Source organism: Pseudomonas sp. JV241A (assembly GCF_900275665.1).
Classification (GTDB): domain Bacteria; phylum Pseudomonadota; class Gammaproteobacteria; order Pseudomonadales; family Pseudomonadaceae; genus Aquipseudomonas; species Aquipseudomonas wadenswilerensis.
Genome location: NZ_OPYO01000019.1, coordinates 80676 through 107176 on the forward strand (window position 1 = coordinate 80676; position 26501 = coordinate 107176).

General features: G+C 62.9%; 20 protein-coding genes. 10 read left to right on the plus strand and 10 right to left on the minus strand.

Annotated elements, in window-relative coordinates; all coding sequences use genetic code 11:
• The first annotated feature begins 28 nt into the window (after positions 1 to 28).
• Complete coding sequence (locus JV241A_RS11900; RefSeq protein ID WP_115089564.1) at positions 29 to 613, plus strand: class I SAM-dependent methyltransferase; 585 nt, start codon at positions 29 to 31, stop codon at positions 611 to 613.
• A gap of 32 nt (positions 614 to 645) precedes the next feature.
• Here the strand turns inward: JV241A_RS11900 and JV241A_RS11905 are convergent, their stop codons facing one another.
• Both JV241A_RS11905 and JV241A_RS11910 read right to left on the minus strand, forming a co-directional pair.
• Entirely contained in the window at positions 646 to 2079 is a 1434-nt protein-coding gene (locus JV241A_RS11905; RefSeq protein ID WP_134062667.1) for a PLP-dependent aminotransferase family protein, read from the minus strand.
• 399 nt (positions 2080 to 2478) lie between these two features.
• Complete coding sequence (locus tag JV241A_RS11910) at positions 2479 to 2721, minus strand: hypothetical protein (protein WP_115089566.1); 243 nt, start codon at positions 2719 to 2721, stop codon at positions 2479 to 2481.
• 252 nt (positions 2722 to 2973) lie between these two features.
• On the opposite strand from JV241A_RS11910, the gene JV241A_RS11915 reads away from it, so the two are divergent.
• From JV241A_RS11915 to JV241A_RS11930, 4 genes are all read left to right on the plus strand, one after another.
• A complete protein-coding gene (locus tag JV241A_RS11915; protein ID WP_240047856.1) occupies positions 2974 to 4173 on the plus strand; it encodes an efflux RND transporter periplasmic adaptor subunit in 1200 nt (399 codons plus the stop codon).
• A gap of 23 nt (positions 4174 to 4196) precedes the next feature.
• Positions 4197 to 7406 carry an efflux RND transporter permease subunit gene (locus tag JV241A_RS11920; protein WP_134062669.1) on the plus strand — a complete coding sequence of 1070 codons (3210 nt, stop codon included), beginning with the start codon at positions 4197 to 4199 and terminating at the stop codon, positions 7404 to 7406.
• 3 nt (positions 7407 to 7409) lie between these two features.
• On the plus strand, positions 7410 to 8861 hold the full coding sequence (locus JV241A_RS11925) for an efflux transporter outer membrane subunit (RefSeq protein WP_134062671.1): 1452 nt from the start codon (positions 7410 to 7412) through the stop codon (positions 8859 to 8861).
• A gap of 121 nt (positions 8862 to 8982) precedes the next feature.
• Positions 8983 to 9423, plus strand: coding sequence for a carboxymuconolactone decarboxylase family protein (locus tag JV241A_RS11930; RefSeq protein ID WP_115089569.1), 441 nt, complete (start codon positions 8983 to 8985; stop codon positions 9421 to 9423).
• 99 nt (positions 9424 to 9522) lie between these two features.
• Here JV241A_RS11930 and JV241A_RS27815 read toward each other — a convergent pair whose 3' ends face one another.
• Both JV241A_RS27815 and JV241A_RS11940 read right to left on the minus strand, forming a co-directional pair.
• Complete coding sequence (locus JV241A_RS27815) at positions 9523 to 9648, minus strand: hypothetical protein (RefSeq protein WP_258579265.1); 126 nt, start codon at positions 9646 to 9648, stop codon at positions 9523 to 9525.
• A gap of 68 nt (positions 9649 to 9716) precedes the next feature.
• Positions 9717 to 10106: a MerR family transcriptional regulator gene (locus tag JV241A_RS11940; RefSeq protein WP_115089570.1), complete on the minus strand. Its 390-nt coding sequence runs from the start codon at positions 10104 to 10106 to the stop codon at positions 9717 to 9719.
• Positions 10107 to 10179: 73 nt separating this feature from the next.
• Between JV241A_RS11940 and JV241A_RS11945 the strand changes: the two genes are divergently transcribed.
• Positions 10180 to 11310, plus strand: a complete 1131-nt coding sequence (locus JV241A_RS11945) for an SDR family oxidoreductase (protein WP_134062673.1) — start codon at positions 10180 to 10182, stop codon at positions 11308 to 11310.
• Here the strand turns inward: JV241A_RS11945 and JV241A_RS11950 are convergent.
• The 5 genes from JV241A_RS11950 to JV241A_RS11975 form a co-directional block, all read right to left on the minus strand.
• Complete coding sequence (locus JV241A_RS11950) at positions 11251 to 13122, minus strand: hypothetical protein (RefSeq protein WP_134062674.1); 1872 nt, start codon at positions 13120 to 13122, stop codon at positions 11251 to 11253. The two genes, JV241A_RS11945 and JV241A_RS11950, sit on opposite strands and share 60 nt — an antisense overlap.
• On the minus strand, positions 13115 to 13891 hold the full coding sequence (locus JV241A_RS11955; protein WP_134062678.1) for a DUF2182 domain-containing protein: 777 nt from the start codon (positions 13889 to 13891) through the stop codon (positions 13115 to 13117). Before JV241A_RS11955 ends, JV241A_RS11950 begins: the two co-directional genes overlap by 8 nt.
• 12 nt (positions 13892 to 13903) lie before the next feature.
• Positions 13904 to 15367 (minus strand): tyrosinase family protein, encoded by a 1464-nt coding sequence (locus JV241A_RS11960; RefSeq protein ID WP_115089574.1) that lies wholly within the window; start codon positions 15365 to 15367, stop codon positions 13904 to 13906.
• Positions 15368 to 15468: 101 nt separating this feature from the next.
• On the minus strand, positions 15469 to 15699 hold the full coding sequence (locus JV241A_RS11965; RefSeq protein WP_134062680.1) for a hypothetical protein: 231 nt from the start codon (positions 15697 to 15699) through the stop codon (positions 15469 to 15471).
• A 608-nt stretch (positions 15700 to 16307) separates the two neighbouring features.
• Positions 16308 to 17033 carry a hypothetical protein gene (locus tag JV241A_RS11975; RefSeq protein WP_134062682.1) on the minus strand — a complete coding sequence of 242 codons (726 nt, stop codon included), beginning with the start codon at positions 17031 to 17033 and terminating at the stop codon, positions 16308 to 16310.
• 270 nt (positions 17034 to 17303) lie between these two features.
• Between JV241A_RS11975 and JV241A_RS11980 the strand changes: the two genes are divergently transcribed.
• Together JV241A_RS11980 and JV241A_RS11985 are read left to right on the plus strand one after the other, a co-directional pair.
• Positions 17304 to 20303 carry an autotransporter serine protease gene (locus JV241A_RS11980; RefSeq protein WP_134062684.1) on the plus strand — a complete coding sequence of 1000 codons (3000 nt, stop codon included), beginning with the start codon at positions 17304 to 17306 and terminating at the stop codon, positions 20301 to 20303.
• A gap of 172 nt (positions 20304 to 20475) precedes the next feature.
• Positions 20476 to 23493: an autotransporter serine protease gene (locus JV241A_RS11985; RefSeq protein ID WP_134062728.1), complete on the plus strand. Its 3018-nt coding sequence runs from the start codon at positions 20476 to 20478 to the stop codon at positions 23491 to 23493.
• A 164-nt stretch (positions 23494 to 23657) separates the two neighbouring features.
• On the opposite strand, the gene JV241A_RS11990 is transcribed toward JV241A_RS11985, so the two are convergent.
• Positions 23658 to 24689: a hypothetical protein gene (locus tag JV241A_RS11990; RefSeq protein WP_134062686.1), complete on the minus strand. Its 1032-nt coding sequence runs from the start codon at positions 24687 to 24689 to the stop codon at positions 23658 to 23660.
• Positions 24690 to 25271: 582 nt separating this feature from the next.
• Here JV241A_RS11990 and JV241A_RS11995 point away from each other — a divergent pair.
• Complete coding sequence (locus JV241A_RS11995) at positions 25272 to 25913, plus strand: dTMP kinase (RefSeq protein WP_134062688.1); 642 nt, start codon at positions 25272 to 25274, stop codon at positions 25911 to 25913.
• Positions 25914 to 25981: 68 nt separating this feature from the next.
• Positions 25982 to 26500: a GNAT family N-acetyltransferase gene (locus JV241A_RS12000; protein WP_115089580.1), complete on the plus strand. Its 519-nt coding sequence runs from the start codon at positions 25982 to 25984 to the stop codon at positions 26498 to 26500.
• Position 26501: the final 1 nt, after the last annotated feature.

The following is a 26501-nucleotide window of genomic DNA, read 5'->3' on the forward strand; positions in this document are numbered from 1 at the left end:
CGCCATCAGGTCCGGGGAGCCGAATACCATGTGGGATGAATACTACGCCAGCGATGAATACATCTATGGGACAGCGCCGAATGCGTTCCTGGCGGAGCACGCGGGCCTGCTTGCGGGACCTGTGCTCAGCGTGGCCGAAGGGGAAGGGCGGAACGCTGCTTTCCTGGCCTCGATCGGGCTCGATGTGCTGGGCGTGGACAGCTCCGCCGTTGGCCTTGCCAAGGCGCACAAACTCGCCGCATTGAAAGGCGTAGCGATCCGCACCGAGATTGCCGATTTTGCCGCCTACATGCCGCCGGAAGGGGCGTTTGGCGCGGTCGTCTCGATCTTCGCCCACATGCCCAGCCGCGTGCGTAAAAGGTTGCACGGCTTGGCAGCACAGGCGCTGCGCCCGGGTGGAATCATCCTGCTTGAGGCCTACAGCAAAGCGCAACTAACACGGGATACGGGCGGCCCGGATGATCTGGACATGCTGATGGCTGGCTCGGAGATAGAGCAGGAATTCCCCCAGTGTGACGTGCTGTTGTCCCGGGAAATCGAGCGAGATGTGATCGAAGGAACCTTCCATACCGGGCTCGCCTGCGTGGTGCAATTCATTGCAAGAAGACGATAGGCCGAGCACGCTCAACGTTCGGGAAAATGCCGTCAGGCAATCTGCTGGAGGATGCCTAGCAACCGGTCGAGGGCAGGATCGATGTCCAGTGTGTCGATGCCGCCGAACCCCAGTAACAGGCCTGACCGTATTGGCGCCTGGTAGTAGAACGCGTCGATCGGGTAAACACCGACCTCGACTTTGCGGGCCAGCTCTGTGAGCAGGCGGGTATCGACGGGTACCTTGAACAGCGCCCCGATATGGAACCCGGCGGTGTTGGCGATCGGCTCCAGCCAGGCGGCCAGGTCGCCGTTCAGACGGTTGAGCAAGCGCGTTCGGCGACCGGCATAAATGGCGTGGCAACGACGGATATGCTTGTGCAGTTCGCCATCGGCGATGAACTTGGCCAGGGCCCATTGGGTGAGCGACGACGTATGCCAGTCGGTGACCTGCTTGGCCCTGATCACAGCGTCGATGAGCGAGCCTGGCAACACCGCATAGCCCAGGCGCATCTCCGGAAAGGTGGTCTTGGAAAACGTGCCAACGAAGGCCACCAGGCCATCCTGGTCCATGCTCTGCAAGCAATCGGTGGGCCGGCCCTCGAAGCGGAACTCGCTGTCGTAGTCGTCTTCGATGATAACCGCGCCCAGTGCCTTGGCACGTCGCAACAAAGCCTGTCGGCGCGCGGTGGTCATCGGCATGCCCAGGGGATACTGGTGCGCAGGGGTCACGTAGATCAACCGGGTGTTGTCGGGAATGAGGTCGACGCAGATGCCCTGGTGGTCAACAGGCACGCCGACCACGGTGGCACCCAGGGATGAAAACAGCTGGCGGGCAGGGGAGTAGCCGGGATCTTCGACAGCAACAATGCTACCCGGCTCGAGAACAACCCTGGAGATCAGGTCCAACGCCTGTTGCGTGCCGTTGCAGACCACCACATCGTGGTCCTGGCAAATCACCCCGCGAGAAAACGAAATGTGCTGGGCAATCGCGCTGCGCAGTGCCGGCAAGCCTTCGGCATGGCTGTAGAAACCGGGCGAGCGCTGCATCTGACGCAGGCCGTGCTGCACGCAGCGACGCCATTCGTCCTGGGGGAACTGCCCTTTGCTGGTGGCGCCGCCGATAAACTCGTAGCGCAGGGTGCCTTCCAGGGTCGGCGTGGGTATGGGCGCCGGCAGGTTGCGCCAGCGGTTGATCTGCGCCTCGCACGCCAACCCCATGGCACTGGCGTGACGTGGATGGGCGACGGGGCGAGCATTGACGAAGGTGCCTTTGCCGACCCGACCAATCAGAAAATTCTCGTATGTCAGCTGTGTGTAGATGTCGGAAATGGTCTTGCGAGAAATACCGAGTTGCTCGGCCAGCAGGCGGGTCGGCGGCAACTGCGTGCCTGCTGCCAGGCGACCGCTCTCGATCGCGCTGCGCAGTTGATTGTACAACTGCCCCGCGAGATCCTTTCGGCCCTTGATGACAACATGAAGTTCCATACTGCTCCCTGTAAGGGTATTTATTAACTTGGCGTCCATTGGTCTACGGAAAATAAATGCCAATGGTCTTCGACTTCACCCTGCGGGCGACCTAGCATGGTCTGCGGATCGGGGTTCCAAGGTGCAGGGAGCACATTGCCGTGGGGACTCGGTCTGCAATAGCTGTCGGTGTTGGAAAAGATTTCAAGCGGCTGAAAGTTTCTTGATATTTTGCCTCGACGACAGTCTCCCTTGAACCGTGAATATTATCCGGTGGGTTATTCCGGCACGCTATCGGGTTTTATTCGCGTGATTTGACTTTAGGACTCGGCCAATTTCGCGAGTCCTTTTTTTTTCTGAACATTCGAGGGTCAAAAAATACCCCCGCCTGCACCACGGGGGCCTGTCAGCACAGCGGCCTCAACCGCGCTCGGACGGGTCACCCTCCTCGGACTTCACGGTGTTGCGAACATCATTTCCGGCGCTCTCGCCCTCGGATTTGACGGTATTGCCAATATTGTTCTCAGCGTTCTGCTGATCGCCAGGCAGGGCCTGCGCGCGTACCGCCATCCGTTCTATCAGACGATCACTGCCCCCTTCGGCAAAGGCGATGTTATGGATAGCGAATACGAGCAGTGCGCCAAGCGTCAGAATGTTTTTCATAAAATTTCCCTGATGGAAAGTCCGTCGAAAGTGATGGCTTCAGGTTCAGGATAAAAAATCGAGCGGCGTGATTGAATAGCCAATATGCAGTAAAAGCACGGAGCCAATCGGTAAAAAGCAACGCGAGCGTGGACTATCGGTTTTATCAATAATTGGTGCTTTCGTGGTGGGTATTAAGTTCATAAGGTGATGGCGTGAGTGAATAAACTCTCGTGTTTTTCGACATGAGTTTACTTTTCAGCGAGAACCAATATGAATGCCAATCTGCGCATGAGCTATAAGAGCCGGGCAGTGCTCGCCATCAGCACGCTAACGGTAGTGGGCGTCGCCAGTTACTACCTCAATGGCTCCATGGCCACCCCAACCCCATCGCTGCCGCTGGCACCGACACCGGTGGGGGTGGCCAGCGTGATCGAGAAGCCAGTCATCGAGTGGAGCGAGTTCTCCGGACGTGTCGAGGCGATCGAGCATGTCGAAATCAGGCCGCGAGTCACCGGCACCATCGACACGGTGAGATTCCAGGAAGGGGAGATCATTGCCAAGGGTGCGCCGTTGTTCACCATCGACCCGCGCCCCTACCAGGCGGTGCTGGCCAAGGCCCAGGCGACCCGCGAAAGTGCCGCGGTACGGTTGAACCTGGCGCGTAGCGAGCTGGCCCGCTCGAACAAGCTGATCCAGGAACGGGCGACGTCGCAACGCGAGCACGACCAGCGCGCCAACGAGCAACTCGAGGCCCGGGCTGCCCTGGCAGCGGCGCAGGCCGACGTACAGGCCGCCCAATTGAACCTGCAGTACACCACCATTACAGCGCCTGTCAGCGGGCGTGTGTCACGTGCGGAACTGACCGTCGGCAACCTGGTCGGCACCGGCCCCGATGCTCCGGTACTGACGACCATCGTTTCGGTGTCGCCGGTGTACGTGAACTTCGAACTCGATGAAGCGAGCTATATCCGCTACGCGCGCAATGGCACCCGAGGCAGCACCGGCGTCGCCGAGTTGCCGGTGCTGATGGGCCTTGCCACCGAGACCGATTATCCCTACAGCGGGCGCATCAAGTCGTTGGACAACCAACTGGACCGCAACTCTGGAACCCTGCGGGTACGTGCCGTGTTCGACAACGCCAACGGTGTACTGACCCCCGGCATGTACGCCCGTGTGCGTACGGGGGACGGTGCCCCGCGCGCGGCCGTTCTGATCGACGACCAGGCGGTCGGCACCGATCAGGCGAAGACGTTCGTGTTGGTGGTCACCCAGGGCAACACGGTGGAGTACCGCGAAGTGCATCTTGGGCCGTTGTTTGAGGGCCTGCGGGTGGTGCGGTCCGGGCTGGCACGCGGTGAACAGATCGTGGTGCAGGGCCAGCAGAAGGTGCGCCCCAATGACCAGGTAGACCCGCAACCGGTGGCATCGTCCATCGCACTCCAGCAACAAGATCGGCCAGGCCGGTCCTGACCTGTAGTGAAGAGGTCTTGCACATGAACATTTCCCGCTTCTTCATTGATCGGCCGATTTTCGCTGGCGTGCTGTCCGCGATCATCTTCATTGCCGGCTTGATTTCGATCTTCAACCTGCCCGTTTCTGAATATCCGGAAGTCGCGCCACCCTCAGTGGTGGTCAAGGCTCAGTATCCTGGCGCACATCCGCAGACTATCGCTGAAACCGTCGCCACGCCCATCGAAGAGCAGATCAACGGCGTCGAAGGCATGCTGTACATGAATTCCCATGCCACGGCGGATGGCCAGTTGACCCTGACCGTGACCTTCCGCCTGGGCACCGACCCCGACCTGGCCCAGCAGCGGGTGCAGAACCGCGTCAACCAGGCGCTGCCGCGGCTGCCAGAGCCGGTGCAGCGGCTGGGCGTGACCACCGTCAAGAGCGCTCCCGACCTGACCATGGTGGTGCACCTGCGCTCGCCCAACGAGCGCTACGACATGCAGTACCTGCGCAACTATGCCCTGCTCAACGTCAAGGACAGGCTCGCCCGCATCAACGGTATCGGCCAGGTGCAGGTGGCAGGTTCCGGCGACTACGCCATGCGCATCTGGCTCGATCCGCGCAAGCTCGCGGCGCGTAACCTGGCACCTGGCGATGTGGTCCAGGCCTTGCGTGAGCAGAACGTCAATGCCGCCGCCGGGGTGATCGGCGCCGCGCCTGCGGCGCCCGGAGTGGACTATCAGATCTCGGTCAACGCCAGCGGGCGTCTCAATACCGAAGAAGCGTTTCGTGAGGTGATCGTGCGCACCTCCGCGGATGGCCGCATCACCCGCCTGCGCGACGTGGCACGGGTCGAACTGGCCGCCGGGGAGTATGCGCTGCGCACCTTGGTGGACAACAAACAGGCCACGGCGCTGCTGATCTACCAATTGCCCGGCGCCAACGCACTGCAGATTTCTGACGACGTGCGCAAGGCGATGGTCGAGCTCAAGCAAGCAATGCCCGAAGGCGTCGATTACCAGGTGATCTACGACCCGACCCAGTTCGTTCGTGCGTCCATCGACGCCGTCATTCACACCCTGCTCGAAGCGATCCTGCTGGTGGTCGTGGTGGTGATCGTGTTCCTGCAGACCTGGCGCGCCTCGATCATTCCATTGCTCGCGGTACCGGTTTCGGTGGTCGGCACCTTCGCCGTCATGCTGGCCATGGGGTTCTCGATCAATGCCTTGAGCTTGTTCGGGCTGGTCCTGGCGATTGGCGTGGTGGTGGACGATGCGATCGTCGTGGTGGAGAACGTCGAGCGCAATATCGGCCTGGGGCTTTCGCCTCGCGAGGCGACCTATCAGGCCATGCGCGAAGTGTCCGGGCCGATAGTCGCCATCGCCCTCACGCTGTGCGCGGTGTTCGTGCCGCTGGCGTTCGTCAGCGGCTTGTCCGGGCAGTTCTTCAAGCAGTTCGCCCTGACGATCGCCATTTCCACGGTGATCTCGGCGTTCAATTCGCTGACCCTGTCGCCGGCGCTGGCAGCGATGTTGCTCAAAGGCCACGAGGCACCCAAAGACGGCTTCCAACGGGTGTTCGACAGGTTATTCGGCGGCTTCTTCGTGCGTTTCAACCGGCTCTTCGGTCGCGCCTCCGACCATTACGGCACCGGCGTGTCGCGGATTCTCAAGCGCAAGAGCGCAGCGTTGCTGGTGTATGCGCTGCTGGCCGTCGCCGCGGTGCTGATCTTCAATCGCGTCCCCACAGGCTTCGTGCCGCCGCAAGACAAACAGTACCTGGTGGGTTTCGTGCAACTGCCCGATGCCGCCTCGCTGGATCGTACCGAGTCGGTCTTGCGCGAGATGACCACCATGGCCCTGGCCCAGCCGGGCGTGGATGCGGTCACTGGCTATGCCGGCTGGTCGATCAACGGCTTCGTCAGCAGCCCCAACTCGGGCGTCGCCTTCTTCGTGCTCAAGGATTTTGCCGAGCGCAAGGGCCCCGGCATGACCGGCAACGAAATCGCTGCGCAACTCAACACCCGGTTCGTCGGTATCAAGGGGGCCTACACGGCGGTGTTTGCGCCGCCTCCCGTGTCCGGCCTGGGGAGCGTGGGCGGGTTCAAGCTGCAACTGCAAGACCGTGCCGCCCTGGGCAATGCCGCGCTGGACCAGGGGCTGCAGGCGTTCATGGCCGAAGCGCGCAAGGCCCCGGAGCTGGCCGGGTTGTTCTCGAGCTTCCAGATCAACGTGCCGCAGTTGTATGCCGACGTTGATCGTACCCGCGCCCAGCAGTTGGGCGTCTCCATCCCGGCGGTGTTCGAAGCGTTGCAGATCTACCTGGGGTCGATCTACGTCAACGACTTCAACAAGTTCGGGCGGACGTTCCAGGTCAAGGTGCAGGCCGATGCGCAGTTCCGCGGGCATGCCGAAGACATCGGTCTGCTCAAGACCCGCAATGACAAGGGCGAGATGGTGCCGCTGGCCTCGCTCCTCACGCTACGACAGAGCTACGGCCCCGACCAGGCCATGCGCTACAACGGCTTCCCCTCCGCCGACGTCAGTGGCGCGCCAGCGCCGGGCTACAGCAGCGGCCAGGCCCTGCAGGCGGTGGAGCGTATCGCCGAACGGACCTTGCCGCGTGGCATCGGCTACGAATGGACCGAGATCACCTACCAGGACAAGATGGCCGGCAATACCCTGATCATCATCCTGCCGCTGGCGATGCTGCTGGTGTTTTTCGTGCTCGCCGCGCAGTACGAGAGCCTGACCCTGCCGCTTGCGGTATTGCTGATCGTGCCCATGGGCATTCTGTCGGCGATCACCGGCGTATGGCTGACCGGTGGCGACAACAACCTGTTCACCCAGATCAGCTTCGTGGTGCTGGTGGGGCTGGCCTGCAAAAACGCGATCCTGATCGTCGAATTCGCCCACGAACTGGAACACCAGGGGCGCTCGATCCGCCAAGCCGCGATCGAAGCCGCACGCCTGCGCCTGCGGCCGATCCTGATGACTTCAATCGCCTTCATCGCCGGAGTGGTGCCGTTGATCCTGTCCAGCGGGGCGGGCGCCGAGATGCGCCAGGCCATGGGCATCGCGGTGTTCACCGGGATGATCGGGGTGACCGTGTTCGGCCTGTTCCTGACGCCGGTGTTCTATGTGCTGTTACGTCATCTTTCGCTGCGCTTCACACGCCGTGAGCGCGTTGCCGCGCCGCCAACCGAGGGCTCGCGCGAACCGCTCGACCAGCAGCAGACCCAGGAGGCTTGAGCCATGAAACCCATCACCTTCACATACAGCCTGCTGACCCTGGCAGTGCTGCTCAGTGGCTGCTCCCTGGGTAAACCTACAGAGAGCATCGAGGTCGATATCCCGGCCAGCTACCGCGAGATCGCCGCGGAAAATGCCGACCGCTGGAAGTTGGCAGAACCCGCTGACGGCAAGGACCGTGGCCGCTGGTGGCGGGTATTCGCCGACCCGCAACTGGAGCGTTTGATCCTCCAGGCCGAGCAGGCGAGCCCGACGTTGACTGTGGCCTTTGCGCGGGTTCAGGAGGCACGTGCGCAAGCGGGCATGGCCAAGGCCGATAGCGCCTTGCAGTTTGGAGTAGGGGCCGGGCCAACGCGCCAGGGTACAGCACGGTCGACCCAGACCCGCCTGCGCGCCCAACTCAACGCCAGCTATGAAGTGGACCTGTTTGGCGCACTGCACGACAACTCGCGGGCTGCCGCCCTCGAGGCCATGGGCGAGGAGGCCGCTTATCGCTCGGTGTTGCTGGCCTTGCAAGCGGATGTGGCACGCAGCTATTTCAGCCTGGGTGCCTTGGATAGCGAGATCGCGGTGCTTACCCAGACCATCGGCCTGCGCCAGGAGGCGCTGCAGATGGTGCAGCGCCAGTTCGATGCCGGCGATCGAAGTGAGTTGGAAACGGCCCAGGCCCGCACCGAGCTGGCATCGGCGCAGGCCTCGCTGGAAGCGGTGATGCGTCAGCGGGCCAGCCAGGATCATGCCCTGGCAGTACTGGTCGGCAAGCCGCCCGCGGCGTTCAGCCTGACGGCCGGCGGGTTGCACTCAAGCACGGTGCAGGTGCCTGCCGGGCTGCCGTCCGAGCTGCTGGAGCGGCGCCCGGACATCGCCCAGGCGCAGCGGCGAATGGCGGCTGCCAGCGCGCGTATCGGCGTCGCCAAGGCGGCGTTCTTTCCACGCCTGGTGCTGACCGCCTCGGGTGGTTTCGAGTCCTCCGATCTCAACGACCTGTTCAAGTGGTCGAGCCGCAGTTGGGTGCTCGGGCCGCTGTTAGGCACGGTGCTGAACATGCCCTTGCTCGACGGTGGTCGCAATCAGGCGGGGCTGGACAAGGCCAATGCCCGGTACGACGGGGCGGTGGCGGCGTATCGGCGGCAGGTGCTGGTGGCCTTCAAGGACGTCGAGGACAGCCTCAGCGACATCCGCACCCTCGACCGCGAGCTGGCCTTCCAGGACGAAGCGGTCAACGCTGCCGGGCGGGCTGCAGCGCTGGCCGACACGCGCTATCGCAATGGCTCGACCAGCTATTTCGAGAGCATCGATGCGCAACGCAGCAGTCTCGATGCCCAGCGTGCGCAGGTGCAGGTGGCGGGCGAGCGTTCCAGGGCCTATGTCCGCTTGATCACCGCCCTGGGCGGCGGCTGGGTGGATACGCCTGGGTCCGCTCCGGCGCAACTGGCGAAGGTCACCGAGCACTAGTGGCCGGGCGCCAGGCCGGAAGCCGGTGGCTCATTGGTCTGGCGTTTTTCCCGGTTATTGGCTGTGGTTCGCGGGCGCACCGCGTCCTACAGTTGATCGACAACGACAGTGGAGCCAACGGATGGAATCTAGACTCGATTACTACTCGGCATCACCCAAGGCGATCAAGGCGATGATCACCCTGGAGGCCATGACCAATGACCTGAGCATCGAACAGCAACTGTTGCACCTGATCAAGATTCGTACCTCGCAGCTGAACGGCTGCGCCTTCTGTACCGACATGTACTCGATTGACTCCCGTCGCCTGGGCGAGACGGATCGCCGGCTGTATTCGGTGGCCGTCTGGCGTAGCAGCGACTTCTTCAGCGCGCGTGAAAAGGCGGCTCTGGCCTGGACCGAAGCGCTCACTTCGCTGACCCAGGGCGATGTCTCGGACGAGATTTACCGTCAGGTGAAAGCGCAGTTCAGCGATGCCGAGATAGTCGACCTGACCATGGTCATCAACGCCATCAGCAGTTGGAACCGCCTGGCGGTGAGCTTCAGGCAGAAACCCAGCATCTGAGCTGGACTTACGCTTGCCTCAGACGATAGGCCGTGGCGCTATTGCCATTGCGCTGGCGAGTCCAGCCGGCAGCCTCCAGCGGCCTGGCGATCAGCTGATTCATGATTCCGTGCTGACCTTGGGTGCGGGCTGGCTGTTGATTTCGCAACGTTCGTACTGCTCGATCCAGTGCTTCATATCGCGCGCTGAAATCTTGCCGGAGGTGGCCAGCTCAACGCTGACCATGACGCATCAGGATGTTTTCCAATCCTTGATTTGCGCTTGCGTGCGGACGCGTTACTACAGGATTTCTGTCAGTTGGGAGAGCTGTTGAGCTTCTGCAGTTCAATTTGCTCGGCGGCACTGCGCTCAAGGTTGATGCGTTCCTCGTCCAGATACCGATAAATACTCTGGAGGCTGTCGATTTTCTGTTTGATCGCTGCCATCTTTTTTTCAATCAGTTTCGCGCCGGCAGCACAATCGATCAGCTTGTTGCGCTGCGCATCGAGAATCTCGCCAATCTCCCCGAGGGAAAAGCCCATGCTCTGTGCGCGCTGGATAAAGTCCAGGTCCTGCAGGGTTTGCGAGGTGTAGACGCGGTAGTTGTTGGTCCGCCGCTGGGGTGAGATCAAGCCGATTTGTTCGTAGTAACGAAGGGTGTGTCGACTCGCTCCGCTGCGGGCTTCCAGTTCGCCGATTCTCATGAAAACATCGCTTGACTGTAGAGTTGGGTCGATAGTTTACGCTTGATTTCTCACCTTACCAAGGAGCAGAGAAATGAGCGTGGAGTGCTTTGTCACGGGGGGTACTGGCTTCATCGGTCAGCATCTGGTGGCCCATTTGAGTGCCCAGGGGCACAAGGTTCGGGTCTTGATGCGTCGCCCGGAGCGACTGGCTGAGTTGCGCGAGCAAGTTGCCAGGCTGGGGGGCAATGCCGCCCAGGTGTTTGCCGTAGCCGGCGATCTGGAGCGGAGCGAACTGGGTCTGAGTGTGGCCGACCGAGCACGGCTAAGACAGGCCAGCATCGTGTTTCATCTAGGTGCCCAGTTCGCGTGGGGGCTGTCGCTGCAACAGTCACGCGCAGTGAACGTCGAGGGGGCGAGGCAGGTAGCGCTGTTGGCCGCTGAGCAAAAGAGCCGTTTGGTGATGATCGGCGGCTACATGCTGAAGAATCACGCGCATCTGCGCAACATCGGCATTGATCCCCAGCGTCCGCAACTGACCGACTGGCCCGCCGTCTACCGCCAGGTCGGTGGTTATGAGGCAAGCAAGCTGGAGGCCCATTTTGCGACCCTGCAGGTCATGTCGGCCCAGCGCGGGGAGATGACCGTTGTCCACCCCGCGACAGTGTGCGGCCACAGTCGCACCGGCCATATCCTTGAAGGACAGCCCCTGGCGGCGCTGATACGCAACCTGGTGCAGGGCAAGCTGGCGGCCGTGCCAGGTAGCCCCGAGCACTGGTTGCCACTGGTTACCGTGGATTACCTGGTTGAGCTGCTGGCAGCCTGCGCTTTTGATGACGCGATGATTGGCCAGGAACTGCTGGCCCTTGATGAGCGCACACCCCATTTGCGAGAACTGCTGGCCCAGGTGGCGCAACCGCTTGGCGTGAAACCGCCGAAGCATCACCTGTCGCTGCGACTGATGAAAATACTCCTGAGCGTGCCTCCCATCGCGCGGTTATTGAATACCAGCGTCGAGGCCTTGGACTTTATCCAGACCACCCGTTTTGATACAGCGGCGACCGGGCAATTTGCTGACCGGCATGGCATTGTCAAACCGGATATCCGCGAGGCGCTGCAACTCACCGCCATGTTCGTCAATGCACATTGCCTGGGCAAGGGGGGATCAACCCGGCAACAACCCCCAGTCCTTTGCAAGCTGTCTTGCCGAGTCCGCAGGCAGTAGGGTCGATCCGCTGCGGCGAACCCGCGCCGCATGATCAGCAAGCCCTTCGACGAGTGCGGCCCACTCCAATCGAGGTTCCTTGACATAGTCCCAGCCAAGTCCGAGCCATGGGCATCGCCCGCCGATCCGGGCTAGTGTGGCGGTTGTCGCCTGCGTGGCATAGTCGGGGAGTACCGGCGCATCTTGTCGCGATTGGCAAGCCTTCACCGCCGGCACATGCAATTGCAGCGCGCCATGCTTGTCTCGTGTCACCTGCATTGCCCCGAGAAGCGCGATGTCATAGGGCACCGCCTGGTTTCGGGCAGCATAAAAATAGGCCATGCGGCGAATGTTGTCGTAGTCGGCCGTGGCACGGTAGAGATAGGCGCAGATGACGCCCAGCATCGGATCGACGTGCTTTTCGTGTCGCAGGTCTGCGGCGAGTCGATCAAGGCTGTCGACTCGAAGCCGGCCGGCGGCGAATTCATTGATGGCCCTCAGGGCCGCGCGATATCTTTCGGGGGAACCTTGCGCTCCGTAGACCTGGAAAACATCCCCGTCGGTGCTGGGTGCAACGACCGCATACAGACCCACATAAGGAACGACAGGGGTAAATTGCCCATCGGCCAGCTCCACCAGGACAGGCATCCCCTTGCAGTGGTCATCAACGTGGAATGCGTTGAAGGGGGGATCGGATCTGAGGGGCTTGAGCGCAGGTTCGGACAGGAGCTTCGCCTGATCGCCCCAGACGATCAGGTTCGCGCTGCCGGGACGGTTGACTTCCATGAGTCGGCGTTCAACCTCCAAGGCGACCGACTCAGCCGTGATCTTGAGGGCGTGAATGTCTGGCCCCTTCGGCAGGACAGGCTTGAGCCCGAAACCTTTGCCGAGGAGGCGATCCCGGAAGGCGCGGTTGGTCTTTGCGCGCTCCAGGATTTGCTCGGTGGATTCCGCTACGCCAACGGTCTTACCTGCGCCGAGGACCGCCGAATTGCTTCCAGATGGCCAGGGTTGCAGGTCGGCAGGGCCTGGCTGCGGGGTCGTGGTGTCGCAAAGCACCACGGACTCGGGATCGACCTGGCATTGCGGATCGAGTTTCAGGTGGTACTGGCTTGCACGCTCGGTTGTTCGCGAACGAACGCATTTACCCAGCGTCGTGGTGGTTATCATCCCGTTTTCGATGGCGGTTGGTTCCAGGCCCCAGAGTATGTCTGCGATGACGCCAGAGAACACGCATTTGCCCGGTGCGGCTGCGGCAGGGTCATAGACCATATAGCCGAGCTGTCCGTCCTGGCAGGATGCAAGGCGGTCGAATCTGGGGCTGTCAACGCGAGTGCCCTGTACAACGATCCCGCGTACACCATCAAGCCGCATCAGCTCCAGGCTCTGCGGCGCTTCGCGGCAGGTGTCGGTAATAAGCGTTATGCGTTTGACGCCGTGCAGAAGTAACTCCTCATAGAACCCATCGACCACGATACGGTACTTCATGTGCAGCGAGTCGCTGAACAGCCAAAAGATCGAGCCGAAGTTCGCCCCGGTCAGTCCATGCCCGCAAAATGACAGGATCAACTGGTCAACGACCTCGGCGCCCACCGGGAACAGTTCATCGACGGCCCGCTGTACCCGCTCTCGTGTGACCGGGTTCGCTTTGCCGTCGGTTGAGCCGTCGTCGACGACTCTTACGTTGTCGACGCCGAAACCCGAGCGCAGGGCCCATTCTCCCATTGCGCGAGCGGCGAAAACGGCTCCATCCAGATAGGCGAAGTCCAGGGCCAGTTTCGCGACAGGCGTCACCGTGCTGACGCCGATTGCCAGACAAACACGCCTAACCATGGGGACGCTCCGCATTGCGCTGGGTGAGGAGGGTGTAAAGGTGAGCGGGTGAAAAAAACCGGGGCCAGCACCAGCGCGCAGGGCCAGGAGGCGTGAACCGTTCAGCCAGCATGATGACGCCAGTGAACAGCATCATCGGAATGTGCCAGGCGCCGCTGACAACGGGCACCAACATCCAGGCCCAGCACGAGCCAATACAATAGGCCCCATGCGTCATGCCGAAGACCAGGCAATCTCGGTCGGCAGCCCGACCGAACAGGCCTATTCGCCGCGGTTGATGGCTGCGATTGAGTGCCGCACGGTGCCACGGGCTTGCGCTCCAAAGCAACGCGATCAGCAGGGCTATTGCCAGGGCGTTGTCCACGACAGTGATCTGTAGCAACAGCGCCAGGGCCGACAGGACCAGGCCTGCGGCCATCCACGGCGCGCAGTAGCCGAGCAGGAAACCGGCGCTCGCACGTATTCGCCTGTTTGGCAGGCTGGAGCGCCACACATGCATGAGTGGCATCGCCAGAAGGGGCGGCATCATGGTCAACAGCATCAACAACCAACCCGCCAGGATACGGTGGATCGGGTTCACCGCGAGCTCCGCTTGCAGCACCGCGGGCCAGCTGGTGAAGATCGATAGCCCATTGGTGGCCACGCAAAACGCGGGACCTTCTGTACTTGCGTCGCTGTAAATGGAAAGGGCCAGGCCGAATCCCGCCGTGGCCAGAAGCACTGGCCAAGGGGCATAAGTGAAACTGCGTAAAACCAGGCCTGGCCGCATGAGGCCGCCCCCTCAACTGACGATGCCGCTTCGCTTGAGCACGCTTATGCGTTCAACGGTTATAGGTTCTTCATCGGTTATCTGCTCTCCAGGCACCAGGGTCACCCGCAGATGATTCGGATCAAAGTCCCCGGCGTCCGCCAGCCGCTGGGCCAGATCGGTGATGTCGATCGTATAGCCCAACCCGCTGCCTGCATGGGGGCCGTCCGTTTGCGAGGCAACGTTGAGACCGAAAAGCGTAAGGCTACCGGCGTACCGGTCAGGGCTAAGTGCCGGGTCGGCGCCTTCGGGCAAATTGACGTACACATCCAGCAGAGGCGAGGGTGCGGAGCCGCGCACAGACTCCAGGGAAAGATAGAGCCGGGCCACTTCCTTGCCTGGCGATGTCGCGCCCATCGTGGCCATGCTGTTGGCGGCGGCTGTCGGTTCGAGGTCAATATGGGTACCTACCGGCGCCCCGCCGATCTTGACGACCGCGGCATTGGCGCCGATTGGCTGAACGGTTTGTTTACTGGGCGAGCCCATATTGACGCGTGCCACAGCATGCACTCCCGGCGTTACACCCGTGCCGATGATCAAATCATCATAGGTCCGATAAAATTTGCCGCCTTTCAACGTGTCCTTACTGGTGAACGTTACTCCAGGTGCATTGTCTCCGGGTACTGGCATGATGAAACTGCGGTCTGCCGGGCCATTGAGCCAGAGCGGATCGCGAACCATTGTCTTGCCCGGCGTGTTCATCCACGCCTCCCAGAGCCGATCGATGTTGCAATGATGAAGCCAGAAGATCGGATCAAGACCTGCGAGCAAGGCATTGCCCATGTATCCTCCGACGAGGCCATGGACCGTGTTATGCGGGTTGGTCTCCAGCTCGCCGGCAACCCCGTCGAACTGGACGAAATTGCCGGTAATCCCCCCACCAAATCCCAGGGTCCCGTTACCTACGATGAAGTCATTCTCATCCATCGCCTCAAGGCTGAACCCGCGCACAGGCTTGATCGCCTTGATTCCGGGGCGGCGAGGGTACTTGTTCAGAGGGTTTGGCTTTCCGTCGGGTAATGTCTTGGCGACAAAGGCATCGGGCAGGTACAGCGCTTGCGGGTTGCTGCTGTCGAGGTAGTTCCAGTAGGGAAGTGCCCAGTCGTCACCCGTCAGCTCCTTCACTTTAGCGGCGACGATTGCCTCGAACGCAAACAGATACGCACGGTGCCAGGACAGAAAATACCAACTGCCGTGCTGACACTGATTGCCGTAGGTATGGTTGGTCAAATCCGCTGGAATCGGGGCACCTGACTTGATCAGGCGCTCGTTGATCCATAATTGGGGATGAAATCCATGCATGGCCCCGAGGAATTTCCAGCTATTGCGGTCCGCTATTGGCTGTTCATCCAACGCTTGCATGGCCAGTGCGTAGTTCAGTAATACCTTGTTCCACCCTGGGCCGAGTTTTGCGACATCCTGACGAGAAGTACTCATGAGATTTCCCTCCGTTCCTGTTGGGTGCTGTCTGCCGGGGTGAGGCCGGACTTCATTTCGCGGCGACAGCGCTACTCTGTGTGCACCTGCCTGCAGGCCTCTCAGGAAGGGCCTGTGCGCTTGAGCACATTGGCGATGCTCTCGGCGAGAGCGCAATTGCAGGTGCTTCCGGCGCCTGGGGTGTAGACCGGCGGTTTGGCGACGGAAGGATCGCCACTGAAGAAGGGGGGGGCAGGGGTTGTACTGAACAGTTCGTAGGGGGCGCTGACGTCGAGCAGGTCGACACCGTCGTAGACCGGGATTGCAATCAAGTACTGTCCTGCGGCAGGCATGATTCCCTCCTGGGAAACACCGCGGCGAACGCGCTTGCGTCGTCAGGTGTATAGCTTTCTGCTAATCAGCGTTGCGATGCCCGGACGGCAAAACCGGAGGTCGGCCCGCTCAAGGCTAATGGCCATTAGGGCTGGTTTTGGCAGCATAGTCGGCGTTGTTTTACCTGCAAGGTGTTTTTGCGGGCAGGTGCTGAGCGGTAGTGCTCGAAGCGTATCGGTCTGCAGTGCTAGCACTGTGATCAGTTCGCTGAGGGCGCCACCGGGCACTGGCTCAGAAACGCTTGCAGCCCTTGCTGATATTCCTCGGCCGGCATCAGGTCACTGTGTTTGGCAATGAGACAGGCCACGCCCTGGCGCACCATGTCCGCGCTCGCCACGAGGTAGAAGTCCGGTGTTTCCTGCAGGCGCGCGATCTGTTCCCAGACCAGGGTGCTCTTGCCGCTGCGGGCTTTGTCCAGGCTGACCAGGCCTGGATATGGGCGGGGGTGATGCTGTAGTGCAATTCCATGAGGGCTTGATCCGAGGTCCGTGTTCGGTGAGGGCGGCAGTTTAGCGAGTTTCGGGGGGGGGGGGTAGCAGCGGTTTGTGCGCGTATGCGAACTCGCCGCTCAGGCTGGAAACTGCTCTATATGGCGCTCCACCCATTCGTACAGGCGCTCGTCGAGCCGAAGCCGCTGTTGGCTGAAACTGTCCCGGCAGGCGTTGAACAACGGATCCTGATTGACCTGCACGGCCAGCTCGATGGGGCTTTCGCGCTCGGCATGGGCTGCCCGTAGCTGTCGCTGGCGCTGATCGGCCTGTTCCAGGGTGTCCGCCAGGGCATCCAGTTGCAGGTGCCTGAACTGGGCGATGGCCTGCGGCAGATGAAAGTGCAGGGCACTGTCGAAGCCTTCCCAGTCCTCGAAGGCCAGCCATTCGTGGAGCACCATCAAGCAGCGCGGTGCCGGGGCCAGTTGCTCCAGCCGCTCGAAGGCCAGCCAGTACTGGCGTGGCAATTGTTCGGCGGTTTCGATGGCCTGGGCGATCAGGTCCAGGGCCCGGGCCTTGTCCTGGTGATGTTTGCGCAGGATGCGCCGGGTCAGGGTGAAGCGCGCTTGTTCCAGAGCACTCAAGGCGCGGTTCAGGTCATAGCCTGCGTTGTGCAGATATTCCTGGGCTTGATCGGGGGGCAGCCCGGACTTGTCCGCCAGCACCTGCAGCAGTTCGGTTTTGTAGAGTTCGGCAGCCTGCTCGGGGTTGCTTGCGCAGCGTTCCAGCAGGATCTGGGCGTGGCGCAGGCTGATGGGGATCAAGCTGCGTAGTCGTTGCAGAGCGTGGATGTGCGTCGGGTCCATCGACTGGGGTGCCTCGGGGTGTGCTGGTGGTTGGGGATGGCGGGCCGCACCTGTCACGGCTCTGTGTGCAGGGTGTGAGCTTTTCACCATCTTGCCGGACAACCTGGTTATCGTCACGGAACTCGACGCTAGGTGTTGCACAGATATTCGACGTGGGAGCAATATTTGCAGCCGCAGGCTGCTTCCTTGGCTTGCGGCCGAGCAATGCAGCGACACACTGGTCGACCCAGGACGGGCGACCCGACAACAAAAACAAGAGAAGTCATCGACATGGATGTTAGATGTGATCAGCTCAAGACGCTGACGGGCACCCTGTGCCTGGCGTTCGCCACCGGGCTGCCGCTGTCGGCTGCGGCGGCCTATCAAGAGACCGGCCGCCCGGGCGACCCCGCCAGCTGGCGGTCGGCCGAATACCAGCAGGACTGGGGCCTGGAGCGCATGCAGGCGAGCCAGGCCTATGCCGCCGGGATCACCGGCGCCGGGGTCAGCATCGGCGCCCTGGACTCGGGTTTCGATGCCGCCCATCCCGAGGCCAGCCCCGGACGTTTTCACGCGGTTACCGCCATCGGCCAGTACCTGGACGGCACCCCGTTCAGTGTGTCCGGGGTGCTCAATGGCGCCAACGACAGCCATGGCACCCATGTCACCGGCACCATGGGCGCGGCCCGTGATGGCGTTGGCATGCAGGGCGTGGCCTTCAATGCCCAGGTTTACGTGGGCAACACCAACCACAACGACAGTTTCCAGTTCGGCACCGGCCCCGATCCGCGGTATTTCAAGGCGGTCTACGGTGCCCTGGTGGATGCCGGTGCGCGGGCCATCAACAACAGCTGGGGCAGCCAGCCCAAGGGGGTCAGCTACCAGACCCTGGGCGACTTGCGCGCGGCCTACGCCCAGCATTTCCAGCAGGACACCTGGCTCGACGCCGCCGGCGACGTGGCGCGCCGTGGCGTGATCAACGTGTTCAGCGCCGGCAACAGCGGTTATGCCAATGCCAGCGTGCGCTCGGCGCTGCCGTACTTCCAGCCGGAGCTGGAAGGCCACTGGCTGGCGGTGTCGGGCCTGGACAAGAACAACCAGCAGAAATACAACCAGTGCGGCATCGCCAAGTACTGGTGCCTGGCGACCCCGGGTGCGGCGATCACCAGTACCGTGCCCGGTGGCGGCTACGCCACCTACAACGGCACCTCGATGGCCGCGCCCCATGCCACCGGGGCCTTGGCCCTGGTCATGGAGCGTTATCCCTACCTGAACAACCAGCAGGCCCTGCAAGTGCTGTTGACCACCTCGCGCCAGCTCGATGGCTCGCCGACCCAGGGGCCCAGCGACCGTGTGGGCTGGGGCGTCCCGGACCTGAGCCGGGCGTTGCACGGCCCCGGGCAGCTACTGGGTGAATTCGACGTCACCCTGGGCCGCGGGCAGGGCGATATCTGGAGCAACGGTATCTCCGACCAGGCCCTGCTACAGCGTCAGGCCGAGGACGCCGCGGAACGCCAAGCCTGGCAGCAGACCCTCAAGGATCGCGGCTGGGAGAATGGCCTGGCACCGGGAGCCAGCCAGCAGGATCGCAGCGACTATGCCCTGGGCATGGCCCGGGACGCGGCTGCCGCGCAGCGGGTCTACCAGGGCAGTCTGGTCAAGTCCGGGGCCGGCTGGCTGGTGCTCACGGGTGACAGCAGCTACCGCGGCCCGACCCGGGTCGATGGTGGATTGCTGGCGGTCAACGGCAACCTGCAATCGGCGGTGACGGTCAACGCAGGCGCTACCCTGGGCGGCAACGGCCGGATCGGTGCTCTGACTGCCAGCGCCGGGGGCGTGGTGGCCCCGGGTAACTCCATCGGTACCTTGAATGTCGCCGGCAACCTGGACTTGCAGCCGGGCTCGACCTATCAGGTGGAGCTTTCGCCCACGGCCAGCGACCGGCTCGTCGTGGGCGGTCAGGCCAGTGTCGGTGGCGCCAATCTCAGCCTGGTGCCCCAGGCGCAGCCGAACCTGTTGGCCGGCGGCCCGGTATCCAGCCTGGTGGGGCGCCAGTTCGACATCCTGCAGGCAGCGGGTGGGGTCAACGGGCGTTTCGCCCAGGTCCAGCCCGGCTACCTGTTTCTGGGGACCGTACTCGATTATTCGGCCAACGACGTGCAGCTGGACGTGACGCGCAGCGGCACGACGTTCGCCAGTGTCGGTGCCACGGCCAACCAGCGCGCCAGCGGCGGCGCCGTGGAACTGCTGGGACCGGGCAATCCCGTGTATGAAAGCCTGCTGCTCTCGACCTCGGCGGACCAGGCCCGGGACGGCCTGCGGCAGCTGTCCGGGGAGATCTACCCGGCGCTGGACTCGATGCTGCTCAGCCAGGGCTCGGTCTTGCGCGATGCCTTGGGCGAGCGTGTGCAAGGTCCTGCACTGAATGCCAACGCGCCTGGAACGACTGCGAGCGAGCCAGGCTCGACCCAGCTCTGGCTCAAGGGCCTGGGCAGCTGGGGACGCATCGAGGGCGTGCAGGGCAGCGAGTCCTATACCAGTTCCCTGGGCGGCATGCTGCTGGGCGTGGACCATGACCTTGACGAGCAGACCGGCGCCGGCCTGGCCGCAGGCTACAGCGACAGCTCCCTGGGCATGGGCGGCAGCCACTCCCGGGCCACGGTCGACAGCTACCACCTGGGCGCCTATGCCCGCCACGACCTGGACCAGTTGCGCTTGAGCCTGGGCGGCAGCTACAGCTGGCACCGTGCCGAGGTCCGGCGCGACTTGGCCTATGCCGAGGTGTCCGGCCGCCAGCGCGCACGGGTCGATGCCCGCAGCCAGCAGTTATTCGCCGAGGCGGCCTATCGCCTGGCTTTGCCGGCGCTGCAGTTGGAGCCCTTCGTCAACCTGACCTACCAGCATCTGGACCGCGATGCCTTCCATGAGAAGGGCGATGCCGCGGCGCTGCATGCTCGCGACGAGCAGCGTGATGCCTGGCTCAGCACCTTGGGCCTGCGTGGGCGCCAGCAATGGCAACTGGGCCCGCAGCAAGACCTGCAGCTGGCGGCAAGCCTGGGCTGGCAGCACCGCCTGAGCGGGACCCAGGATCGCGAGCACCTGGCCTTTGCCGGTAGCGACCTGCCGTTCCGGGTGGAGACTGCGCCGGCCTTGCGCGATGCCGCGCTGGTGGGGCTCCAGGCACGGGTGGGGCTGACCCGCGACCTGGACCTGAGCCTGGACTACCAGGGGCGCCTGGCCAGTCGTGAGCAACAGCATGGCGCGGGACTCAACCTGCAATGGCGTTTCTGAAGCGCTGTGGCGCTGGTGGGGCCAAGGGCTCGCCGGCCAGGCGTTGCAATACGGAGTTTGACCAACGCGGTTTTTATCAATGCAACTAAGGAAGGTCGTAGTGAAGCAAGTCAGAAAGGATGACAGCGCACTCGGGCAGGGCTGGTCCCTGGCCCCACTGGGTCGCGCATTGATGGGCTGGGCGGCGCTGATGGGCACGGCCCAGGCCGCACCCTACGTGGAGAGTGGGCGCCTCGGCGACGCCGGCAGCTGGCGCAGCAGCGAATTCAAGGCCGATTGGGGGCTTGGGGCGATCCACGCCGACAGCGCTTATGCCGCCGGCTACAGCGGCAAGGGGGTCAAGCTGGGGATCTTCGACCAGCCGGTATACGCCCAGCACCCCGAGTTCGCCGGCAAGGACAAGATGGTGACCCTGGTCACCAGCGGCATCCGCCAGTACACCGACCCCTACATCCCGGTGAAGGCCGGCGATGTTTTCCGCTATGACGGCAGCCCGTCGGTGGGCTCGGATGGCAAGCTCGGTTCCCACGGCACCCACGTCGGCGGGATCGCCGCCGGCAACCGTGACGGCGTGTCGATGCACGGCGTGGCCTTCGATGCGCAGATCATCAGCGCCGACAACGGCGACCCCGGCCCCGAGGATGGCATCGTCCTGGGCAACGATGGCGCGGTGTACAAGGCCGGCTGGGACAGCCTGGTGGCCAGCGGCGCGCGGATCATCAACAACAGCTGGGGCATCGGCATCACCGATCGTTTCGCCAAGGGTGGGCGCAATCCGGAGTTCCCGCATTTCACCATGGACGATGCCCGGGCGCAGTTCGCGCAGATCCAGCCACTGCTGGGCACCATGCCCGGTGGCGCCTATGACGGGGCCATCGCCGCCGCCCGCAGCGGGGTCATGACGATCTTTGCCGCCGGCAACGACTACAACCTGAACAACCCCGATGCGATTGCCGGGCTGGGCTATTTCGTGCCGGAGATTGCCCCCAACTGGCTGACCGTGGCGGCGTTACAGCAGAACCCCGACACCAGCAGCGCCAACCCGTACCTGATCAGCACGTTCTCTTCCCGTTGCGGCTATACCGCGAGCCTCTGCGTATCGGCCCCCGGCACCCGGATCTACAGCGCGGTGATTGGCGGCACCAGCCTGGAAGACCTGACCCAGGGCTATGCCAACAAGAACGGTACGTCCATGGCCGCGCCCCATGCCGCCGGTGCGGCGGCGGTGCTGATGGAGCGCTTCCCCTACATGAGCGGCGCACAGATCGCCAGCGTGCTGCGCACCACCGCCACCGACATGGGCGCGCCCGGCATCGATGCCTTGTACGGCTGGGGCATGATCGACCTGGACAAGGGGCTCCGGGGCCCGGGCATGTTGGTCACCGAACAGGACATTCCCGAGGCGTTCCGCATCGCCGGTGGCTACGGCCCGAGCCAGTTCGTGGTCGATCTGCCGGGTATCGGCGCCCTGGTGGATGCCGGCAAGCCGACCGAGCGGCGCTGCAACGACCTGGGCTGCGGGCTGGACCTGTGGAGCAACGATATCGCTGGCCATGGCGGCCTGACCAAGCAGGGCATTGGTACCCTGGTGCTTACCGGTAACAGCACTTACTCCGGCCCGACCCTGGTCAACCAGGGACGGCTGGCGGTCAATGGTTCGCTGCAATCGGCGGTGACGGTCAATGCCGGCGGCGTGCTGGGCGGCAATGGCCGGGTCGGCGCGCTGCTGGCCAACGCCGGCGGCGTGGTGGCGCCAGGCAACTCCATCGGCACCTTGCACGTGAGTTCCGACGTGACCTTCCAGCCGGGCTCGACCTATGCCGTAGAGGTGGATGCCGCTGGCAGCGACCGCCTGGTCAGCGATGGCAAGGCTTCCCTGGACGGTGCGAACCTGGCCCTGGACCTGCAGAACCCCGGGGTTTCGCTGCAGTCCCAGCGGACAACCAGCCTGGTGGGGCGTCAGTTCGACATCCTGGAGGCCGCGGGCGGCGTGCAGGGCGGTTTCGCCAGTGTGCAGTCCAACTCACTGTTCCTTGGTGGTGGCCTGGCCTATACCGGCAGCGGGGTGCAGTTGGCGGTGCAGCGTAACGCCACTTCTTTCGCCAGTGTCGGCTTGACCGCCAACCAGCGTTCGGTGGCCGCGGCCGCCGATCAGCTCGGCGCGGGCAACCCGGTCTACGAGAGCCTGCTGTTGTCGGCCAATGCCGGCAGCGCCCAGCAGGCTTTCGATCAACTGTCCGGGGAAATCCACCCGGCGGTGGGCAACCTGCTGCTCAACGACAGTCGCCAGTTGCGCGACGCCGTGGGCGAGCGAACCCGCCAGCAGGGCGTCGCCGCCGCGCCGGCCGTGGAAGGCCAGGACAACGGCCTGTGGGTCAAGGCCCTGGGGGCCTGGGGCAAGGCCGAGGGTGATTCCGGTCGGGCGCGCTATAGCAGTTCCATTGGCGGCATGTTGCTGGGGATTGACGGGCAGATGAGCGAGGACACCCGCGTCGGGGTCTTCACCGGCTACAGTGACAGTTCGTTGAGCATGGGCGATGGTCGTCATTCCTCGGCCAGCGTCGATAGCTACCACCTGGGTGCCTATGCCGGCAAGGAACTGGAGCAGATGCGCCTGAGCCTGGGCGGCAGCCATAGCTGGCACCGGATCGAGACCAAGCGCGAGCTGCAGTACAACGAGGTCAGCGATCGCCAGAAGAGCAAGCGCGATGCCCAGAGCACTCAGGTGTTCGGCGAGGCCGCCTGGAAGGTCGCACTGCCGAGCATGGCGCTGGAGCCGTTCGCCAACCTGGCCTATGTGCATATAGCCAGCGACAGCTTCAAGGAACATGGCGGCGCTGCTGCGCTCAAGGGTGGGCAGGATAATCGGGATGCCTGGCTCTCGACCCTGGGCATGCGCGCCGGCAAGCAACTGCAATTGTCCGGCGGCCAGGCGGTGGAGCTTTCCGCCACCCTGGGCTGGCAGCACAACCTGAGTTCCACCGGGGCCGACCAGCACCTGGCCTTCGCTGGCCAGGGCGATACCTACACGGTCCAGGCGCTGTCCCTGGATCGTGATGCGGCGGTGGTCGGTGCACGGGCGGGGATCGCCCTGGGTCGCCAGGCCCGGGTCAACCTGGACTATAACGGACTGCTGGGTAGTCGCGACAAGAGCCACGGGGTCGGGCTGACCCTGGACTGGGCGTTCTGAGGCCCCGGCAACAGATATGCAAGGCCCTGAGTGCCCAGCCGATGCCGGGTGCTCAAGCAGTGCATGGTGCAGCTGGCGATTCTGCGGGTGGATCTGGCCTTCTCCCGCGCATGCTTGGGCGCGATGCCCGCCACATGGCGCACCAGGTTACATCCAGGCGTTGCTCACGGCACCTGCAAGCTCGGCAGCGCTGCCCGACCCTGTGGCGACAGCAGCGGCTCCACCTGCTTCCAACTGAAGGTCACGTCTACGTCACAGCCATCGCCGGTGGGCTGGTTGGCCAGGCGCATGCCCTGGGCGTCGAAACTCAGGTCGTAGGAGTCGTAGCTCGCCACGCCGGGGCAGTCGCTGTCCGCTGTGGCCTGAGTCTGGAGCCAGCTGGCGAATGCTTTCGGCAGGCTGACATGCCCGGAGTAGGGGCTGTACCACTCAAAACGCGCACCGATCCAGGTCCAGGGATCGACGCTTTCGCCGGTCTGCAGGTTCCAGGTATGCAGGCCCCAACTGATGCCGCCGCGACCATAGCCTGCGGTCCAGCGGTAAAACCTGACGGTGATCCACTGCGACGACCAGTACGTGGGGGCGACGCTGATCTCGCTGGTGTCGGCGGAGCCGCTGCGGCCCAGGTATTCGCGTCGCTCGCTGAAGAACGCTTGCTGGCCCTCGGAGCTGACCGCGAGACGTGCCAGGTGTTGATTGATCTTGCGGATAGCCGGGCCATCCCCCTCCAGCTTCAAGGTCACCTGGGCGCCTTGGGTCCTGACCTGATAGGCGTGCTCGCCGAAGGTTTCTTTCTCTACCTTGACCGGTAGCGGTGCCGCCTCCATTGGCGCGTTATAGGCGTCGCCACCACAGCCTTCGGCACTTGAACGCGTCAGCGCCAAGGGCAACGGCGTGCCGCCTGCGGCCTTGCTCCAGGTTCCGGCCAGCGTATCGCCCTGGGGCGCGTCCAGTTGCCAGAACCCCGTCTTGCCGGCTTCGGCCCAGGGTTCGCCGGCCTTTTCCCGGGTAAGCTGGATCGGCGTCAGGAAGCGTTGGTAGTAGTAACTGCCGTTGCTGTCGGGGGCGGCGTTGAAACAGGCGGTGATCGCGGTCTTGCCGAGGGTGCCTTGCCAGACGCCGACAAGGTCGCTGGGCGCGGCGTTGGCATAGCTAGAAGCACAGGCGAGCGTCAGGAGGGTCAAGGGTTTGAGCATGCGGATCGGGCTTCCAGTTGTCTGACGGGCGGGCATCATATCTTAGGGGCAAACAAGTCAGTTGCTCCCACATCTATCTGCGACAAATCGCGATGCTGTAGGTGTTTTCTGTCAGACCGTTCTGAATCATACTTCCGGCGCCGTTGCTCTGTTGTGCCGGGCCCTTCATGGCCCTAGGCTGCTGCCGTCGTTGGAAAATCCAATGACCGGATTTAGCAGTCCGAACACGCATCTAGAGTTCAACGGAAACCGCTATATGGCGGCTGTACGTGGGGCACCTTCGGGTGCGCCGGTTTTGCTCTAGGTGCCCGGTCTGCTAACCCGCGTATAGCTGCCACCCTTCGTTTAGCAGCGAAGCGTGGTCGCTCCACCGCACCTTTGGAGCACGTTATGAAAAAGTTGGTCCCCGACCCCCGTCATTTCAGTTTGCATCGACCGCCCTCTGAAGCAATGCATTGCGCACAGTGATGGGTGTCTCGCCTTCGAGCTACAGCTCGATGCTTGGCACAAACCCGAGATTCTGAGACCCGTCAGCCAGAAACCAGTAGAGTGTTCATCAATACATCAATCGATATTTGAAGAATGAATCGTCCGCTGTTTGTGTCTCTCGATGGGCCCAAGGGCACCGGTAAAACCACACTGTTGGAGGCCGTGACGAAAGCACTGCGGGCAGACAACAGGAAGGTGATCCGACTGTGCGAGAAAAAAAGCGATCCCTACAGGGGTGAAACAATGGCCCTGGTGAACAAACTCGTCAGAGACCCCTGCCGGGATCTGGAGCTGGGGGTGTGTGAGCGCTTCGCTGATAGCCGTTATTGGATTTCCCAGCACGTGCTGACTAAACAGCCCGCAGACAGCATCATCTTGATCGATCGCTGGTACCCGTCTGATGCTGCGTTTCGCCGGATAGTCCCGTTTGCAGAGATTCTACAGTTGAACATGGATCGAAACGTGCGAGTGCCAGACCTGCATGTCGGGGTTGTCACCGCCCCAGAGGTTTCATGGGCGAGGGCAGCGGCACGAAGCCGTGGGCTGAGCAGTACCGTGATGCATAAGCTGGAGGAACAAGTCGCTAGTACCGAGGCGTTCGAGCGAGCGATTGCCGATCACGGCTGGGTTTTATGCCGCAACGAAGGAACAATCGAAGACGCAACGATGCAGGTGGTCTCCGAGATCTACAAGGCGCTTCGAGGGGCCGGCCAAAACCCTCCATTGCGCAGTTGAGCACAGCCGCCGAATTTCCTTCGGGACGTGTGTGATGTGGCGCTGACGATGGAGTCTTGAAGGGAGCAATGACTGAAATGGACAGCCTGGTTATCCGTCGTGCCAGCGCACTTGATGCGCCGGCGGTGTTGAATCTCTTTGATGAAGTAATTGCCTGGTTCGTTGGCATGGGCAATGTGGGGCAGTGGGGCAGTGAACCATGGTCACAGTCACCTCGGCAGATTGAGCGGGTGACGGAAGCCTGTACGCTACCTGAGGCGTGGGTGGCAGAAGATTGCGCAGGCAGGATTTGCGCCGCATTGGTCCTGGGCGAGGCCATGCCCTATGTGCCTTGTGCTAGCGCGCCGGAGATCTATGTGAGAATGCTGATTGCCTCGCGTGATACACGGGTTCGCGGAGTGGGTCGGCGTCTGTTGGCCTTTGCCGATGAACGCGCACGGGCTGTGGGAGTAAGTCGCTTGCGCGTGGACTGCTATGGCGGTGGGAAGAGGGCGCTGGTGCGCTTCTATGAATCCTGCGGGTATGAGCCGATTTCAGCTTTCAGCGTGGATGGCTGGCCAGGTCAGTTGCTGGGGCGTAGTTTGTGAC

What these genes read in the sequence shown, in the direction of transcription:
- JV241A_RS11945 (WP_134062673.1), top strand. Translation starts at nt 10,180, where the DNA reads ATGAGCGTGGAGTGCTTTGTCACGGGGGGTACTGGCTTCATCGGTCAG.
- JV241A_RS11920 (WP_134062669.1), top strand. Translation starts at nt 4,197, where the DNA reads ATGAACATTTCCCGCTTCTTCATTGATCGGCCGATTTTCGCTGGCGTG.
- JV241A_RS11925 (WP_134062671.1), top strand. Translation starts at nt 7,410, where the DNA reads ATGAAACCCATCACCTTCACATACAGCCTGCTGACCCTGGCAGTGCTG.
- JV241A_RS11900 (WP_115089564.1), top strand. Translation starts at nt 29, where the DNA reads ATGTGGGATGAATACTACGCCAGCGATGAATACATCTATGGGACAGCG.
- JV241A_RS11975 (WP_134062682.1), bottom strand. Translation starts at nt 17,033, where the DNA reads ATGGACCCGACGCACATCCACGCTCTGCAACGACTACGCAGCTTGATC.
- JV241A_RS11985 (WP_134062728.1), top strand. Translation starts at nt 20,476, where the DNA reads ATGGGCTGGGCGGCGCTGATGGGCACGGCCCAGGCCGCACCCTACGTG.
- JV241A_RS11990 (WP_134062686.1), bottom strand. Translation starts at nt 24,689, where the DNA reads ATGCTCAAACCCTTGACCCTCCTGACGCTCGCCTGTGCTTCTAGCTAT.
- JV241A_RS11930 (WP_115089569.1), top strand. Translation starts at nt 8,983, where the DNA reads ATGGAATCTAGACTCGATTACTACTCGGCATCACCCAAGGCGATCAAG.
- JV241A_RS27815 (WP_258579265.1), bottom strand. Translation starts at nt 9,648, where the DNA reads ATGGTCAGCGTTGAGCTGGCCACCTCCGGCAAGATTTCAGCGCGCGAT.
- JV241A_RS11915 (WP_240047856.1), top strand. Translation starts at nt 2,974, where the DNA reads ATGAATGCCAATCTGCGCATGAGCTATAAGAGCCGGGCAGTGCTCGCC.
- JV241A_RS11905 (WP_134062667.1), bottom strand. Translation starts at nt 2,079, where the DNA reads ATGGAACTTCATGTTGTCATCAAGGGCCGAAAGGATCTCGCGGGGCAG.
- JV241A_RS11965 (WP_134062680.1), bottom strand. Translation starts at nt 15,699, where the DNA reads ATGCCTGCCGCAGGACAGTACTTGATTGCAATCCCGGTCTACGACGGT.
- JV241A_RS11910 (WP_115089566.1), bottom strand. Translation starts at nt 2,721, where the DNA reads ATGAAAAACATTCTGACGCTTGGCGCACTGCTCGTATTCGCTATCCAT.
- JV241A_RS11950 (WP_134062674.1), bottom strand. Translation starts at nt 13,122, where the DNA reads ATGGTTAGGCGTGTTTGTCTGGCAATCGGCGTCAGCACGGTGACGCCT.
- JV241A_RS11995 (WP_134062688.1), top strand. Translation starts at nt 25,272, where the DNA reads ATGAATCGTCCGCTGTTTGTGTCTCTCGATGGGCCCAAGGGCACCGGT.
- JV241A_RS11960 (WP_115089574.1), bottom strand. Translation starts at nt 15,367, where the DNA reads ATGAGTACTTCTCGTCAGGATGTCGCAAAACTCGGCCCAGGGTGGAAC.
- JV241A_RS12000 (WP_115089580.1), top strand. Translation starts at nt 25,982, where the DNA reads ATGACTGAAATGGACAGCCTGGTTATCCGTCGTGCCAGCGCACTTGAT.
- JV241A_RS11980 (WP_134062684.1), top strand. Translation starts at nt 17,304, where the DNA reads ATGGATGTTAGATGTGATCAGCTCAAGACGCTGACGGGCACCCTGTGC.
- JV241A_RS11940 (WP_115089570.1), bottom strand. Translation starts at nt 10,106, where the DNA reads ATGAGAATCGGCGAACTGGAAGCCCGCAGCGGAGCGAGTCGACACACC.
- JV241A_RS11955 (WP_134062678.1), bottom strand. Translation starts at nt 13,891, where the DNA reads ATGCGGCCAGGCCTGGTTTTACGCAGTTTCACTTATGCCCCTTGGCCA.